This window comes from Mycobacterium sp., assembly GCF_035499775.1.
Lineage (GTDB): Bacteria > Actinomycetota > Actinomycetes > Mycobacteriales > Mycobacteriaceae > Mycobacterium.
Map to the genome: position 1 here is coordinate 1 of NZ_DATJYB010000325.1, position 3892 is coordinate 3892.

At 68.2% G+C, this 3892-nt stretch carries 6 protein-coding genes; 4 read left to right on the forward strand and 2 right to left on the reverse strand.

What is annotated here, in order from left to right:
* Positions 1-435: ROK family protein (locus VML93_RS20695; RefSeq protein WP_325613556.1), on the forward strand; the 435-nt coding region annotated here is incomplete at its 5' end.
* Here VML93_RS20695 and VML93_RS20700 read toward each other — a convergent pair.
* Positions 432-644 (reverse strand): hypothetical protein, encoded by a 213-nt coding sequence (locus VML93_RS20700; protein ID WP_325613557.1) that lies wholly within the window; start codon positions 642-644, stop codon positions 432-434. The two genes, VML93_RS20695 and VML93_RS20700, sit on opposite strands and share 4 nt — an antisense overlap.
* A gap of 51 nt (positions 645-695) precedes the next feature.
* On the opposite strand from VML93_RS20700, the gene rplJ reads away from it, so the two are divergent.
* The gene (rplJ, locus tag VML93_RS20705; protein WP_325613558.1) at positions 696-1316 is read left to right on the forward strand and encodes a 50S ribosomal protein L10; all 621 of its coding nucleotides are present in this window, start codon (positions 696-698) and stop codon (positions 1314-1316) included.
* Positions 1317-1370: 54 nt separating this feature from the next.
* Positions 1371-1763: a 50S ribosomal protein L7/L12 gene (gene rplL, locus VML93_RS20710; protein WP_325613560.1), complete on the forward strand. Its 393-nt coding sequence runs from the start codon at positions 1371-1373 to the stop codon at positions 1761-1763.
* Positions 1764-1846: 83 nt separating this feature from the next.
* Here the strand turns inward: rplL and VML93_RS20715 are convergent, their stop codons facing one another.
* Positions 1847-2530 (reverse strand): TetR/AcrR family transcriptional regulator, encoded by a 684-nt coding sequence (locus VML93_RS20715; protein ID WP_325613562.1) that lies wholly within the window; start codon positions 2528-2530, stop codon positions 1847-1849.
* Between the two features lie 71 nt (positions 2531-2601).
* On the opposite strand from VML93_RS20715, the gene VML93_RS20720 reads away from it, so the two are divergent.
* Positions 2602-3892, forward strand: a 1291-nt coding sequence (locus VML93_RS20720) for a carotenoid oxygenase family protein (protein ID WP_325613564.1), incomplete at its 3' end; no start/stop codon positions are given.

Here is a 3892-nt window from a genome sequence, read left to right on the forward strand (position 1 = left end):
GGCCACGTGGTGGTCGAACCGGATGGCGATCCCTGCAGGTGCGGCGGCCGCGGCTGTGTCGAGACGGTCGCGTCGGGCCCGTCGATGGCGCGCTGGGCGCGGGCCCACGGCTGGTCCGCGCCGGCCGGTGCCGGCGCCAGGGAGCTTGCCGACGCGGCGGCGGCCGGTGATGCGGTGGCAGTGGCGGCGTTTCGGCGCGGCGCCGCGGCCCTGGCGGCGACGATCGCCTCGGTGGCCGCGGTGTGCGATCTGGACCTCGTCGTCGTCGGTGGGGGAGTGGCCAAGTCGGGTGGCTTGCTCTTCGACCCGCTGCGCGCGGCGCTGGGCGACTACGCCGCGCTGAGCTTTCTGTCCGGCCTGCGGGTGGTGCCCGCCGGGCTCGGCGGTGCCGCCGGGCTGGTCGGCGCGGCCCGGCTGGTCGGGCTCAGTTACTAGCGCGTCTGCTCGGCACCACCGTTTTGGCTGATCGAACGGGTCGCGCTATTGTGGTTGCCGATCCACCAAAGACCGTCGGTCACCGAGAAATCGGTTGAAGGTCCGGGAACATCCCGGCGGCCCACGCAGGAGGACGAGGCATTACCGTCGGCGCCCGCGCCGACGCATCCCAACGCCCCGGCCGCTTCCTGCGCCGGGGCGTACTTCATTCTCGGGCGTTCCGAGGTGGTCGTAGACGACAAACAGTTCAGGAGGTATGCATGGCCAGGGCTGACAAGGCCACCGCCGTTGCAGACATCGCGGAGCAGTTCAGGGACTCGACGGCGACCGTCATCACGGAATACCGCGGTTTGACCGTGGCGAATCTGGCCGAGCTGCGCAGGTCGCTGGGCGAGTCGGCCACCTACGCCGTCGCGAAGAACACGCTCATCAAGCGGGCGGCGTCCGAGGCCGGCATCGAGGGTCTCGACGAGCTGTTCGCCGGCCCGACGGCGATCGCGTTCGTCACCGGCGAACCCGTCGACGCCGCCAAGGCGATCAAGACCTTCGCCAAGGACCACAAGGCGCTGGTCATCAAGGGCGGCTACATGGACGGCCACGCGCTGACCGTCGCCGAAGTCGAGCGCATCGCCGACCTCGAGTCGCGCGAGGTGTTGCTGGCTAAGCTCGCCGGCGCGATGAAGGGCAACCTCGCCAAGGCGGCCGGCCTGTTCAATGCGCCCGCGTCGCAGATGGCCCGGCTCCTGGCCGCACTGCAGGAAAAGAAGGCCTCAGACGCTCCGGCCGAAGCACCGGCCGAAGCGCCGGCCCCCGCCGATGAGGCCCCCGCCGAGGAGGCACCCGCCGAAACTCCGGCTCCCGAATCGGCTTCAGCCGAATAACACCAGCACCCCAGAAACCGCCTAAACCCCGAAAGATCAGGAAGGACCCACACCATGCCAAAGCTCTCTAGCGACGAACTGCTCGACGCGTTCAAGGAAATGACCCTGTTGGAGCTCTCGGACTTCGTCAAGAAGTTCGAGGACACCTTCGAGGTCACCGCGGCCGCCCCGGTCGCCGTGGCTGCTGCCGGCCCCGCCGGCGGTGGCGCGCCCGCCGAGGCCGCCGAGGAGCAGTCCGAGTTCGACGTCATCCTCGAGGCCGCCGGTGAAAAGAAGATCGGCGTCATCAAGGTTGTCCGCGAGATCGTCTCCGGCCTGGGCCTCAAGGAGGCCAAGGACCTGGTCGACAGCGCGCCCAAGCCGCTGCTGGAGAAGGTCGCCAAGGAAGCCGCCGACGAGGCCAAGGCCAAGCTCGAGGCGGCCGGCGCCAGCGTCACCGTCAAGTAAGCCTGCCGAGCAGACGCAAAGCACCCGCACGCCCCGGCGTCGGGTGTTTTTGTGTTCCCCCGCAAGCGGGAGGTGCCCCCACGTCACCCAGACCGGGCCGACCGCTTCGACTGCTCGACCAGCTCGGCTGAATCTCCCAGGGCTACAAACAAGTTCGTGATCATCGCGCCAAGCACCGCCGCGACGGCCCTGCCGTCGTTGCCGTAGAAGCCGGCCAGCTCGAGCATCGCGAACCCGTGTACCAACGCCCAGAACTGGGCCGCTGTGGCAATGACGGCCGCATCGTCGGTTGCCGAGCCGACGGTGATGCGCCCCGCCTGCATCGACCGCTGCACCGTGCGCACCACGTGCGCGAAGCTGGGAATGTGCTGTTCGATCTCGTCGACCGTAAGGCTCAACACGTTGCCCGCCGGCACGTTGATGCCGTGCGCGCTGGTGCTGCCGAACATCAGCCGATACATGTGTGGCCGCTCGAAGGCGTAGCGCCGGTAGGCGGCCGCGAGGACGATCAAGTCCGCAACCGGGTCATCGGTCACCGGCATGGTCAGCGCTGCGTCGAACTGCCGCAACCCCTCCCGGGCAACCTCGGCGATCAGCGCGCGCATCCCGCCGAAGTGGGTGTACACCGCCATCGTCGAGGTTCCCGCGGCGCTGGCCACCTTGCGCGTCTGCAGGGCGTCAGGCCCTTGATCGTTGAGCAGCCCGACGGCGGCATGCAGCAGTTCGTCACGAACGCTGCGCACGCTGGGCTGGGCTTCCGAAGTCATCCTTGTCATCTTCTCATTGGGGGCGTACGGTTCCAATAACGCTGAAATAACAATGTTATAGGAGCTCAGACATGACATCCGTGCACACCGCCGAAGTCGGGAACCCGTACTTGGAAGGCTTCCTGGCGCCGGTGCGCACCGAGCTGACCGCCACCGACCTGCCCGTCACCGGGAGCATCCCGGAGCACCTCGACGGACGCTATCTGCGCAACGGGCCCAACCCGGTCGCAGAGGTCGACCCGGCCACCTACCACTGGTTCACCGGCGACGGCATGGTGCACGGCGTAGCCCTGAAAGAAGGTAAGGCCTGCTGGTATCGCAACCGTTGGGTCCGCAGCGCGCACGTGCGTAGGGCACTTGGTGAGCCGCCCGCCGCCACGCGCAACCTGAGTGCCGGAATGCAGTCCCTGGGAGCCAACACCAGTGTGCTGGCCCACGCCGGCAAGACGCTGGCCCTCGTCGAAGGGGGAGTGGCCAACTACGAACTCACCGATCAACTCGACACCGTCGGCCCCTGCGACTTCGACGGAACCCTGGCCGGCGGCTACACCGCCCACCCGCACCGGGACCCGCGCACCGGTGAGCTGCACGCGGTGTCCTACTCGTTCGCCCGCGGGCGAACCGTGCAGTACTCGGTGATCGACACCAACGGCCGGGCTCGCAAGACGGTCGACATCAAGGTCTCGGGATCGCCGATGATGCACGACTTCTCCCTGACCGACAAATACGTGGTGATCTACGACCTGCCGGTGACCTTCGACCCGATGCAGATGCTGCCGAAGACGATGCCGCGCTGGATGCGGCGGCCCGCGCAGCTGGTGATGGAGTCGGTGGTCGGGCGGGTGCGGATTCCGGGGCCCATCGCAGCGATGGCCAACCGCGACGAGCGTCCGGCCAACCAGCTTCCGTATGCGTGGAACGCCGACTATCCGGCCCGCATCGGGGTCATGCCTCGCGAGGGCACCGACCGCGACACGCGCTGGTTCGACATCGAACCGTGCTACGTCTACCACCCGCTCAACGCCTACTCGGAGATGCGGAACGGGTCTGAAGTCCTGGTGCTCGACGTGGTGCGCTACTCGCGGATGTTCGACCGGGACCGGCGTGGCCCCGGCGAAAGCATTCCCGCGCTGGATCGCTGGGCCATCAACCTGACGACCGGCGCCGTGAGCAGCGAGCGCTGCGACGACCGCCCGCAGGAGTTCCCCCGGATCAACGAGAACCTGCTGGGCGGCCGGCACCGGTTCGGCTATGCCGTCGGCGTCGACGGCGGGTTCGTCGGCTCCAGCGGCACGCAACCGGCCCCGATGCAGACGGCGCTGTACAAGCACGACTACGAGACCGGATCCAGTGAGGTCGCCC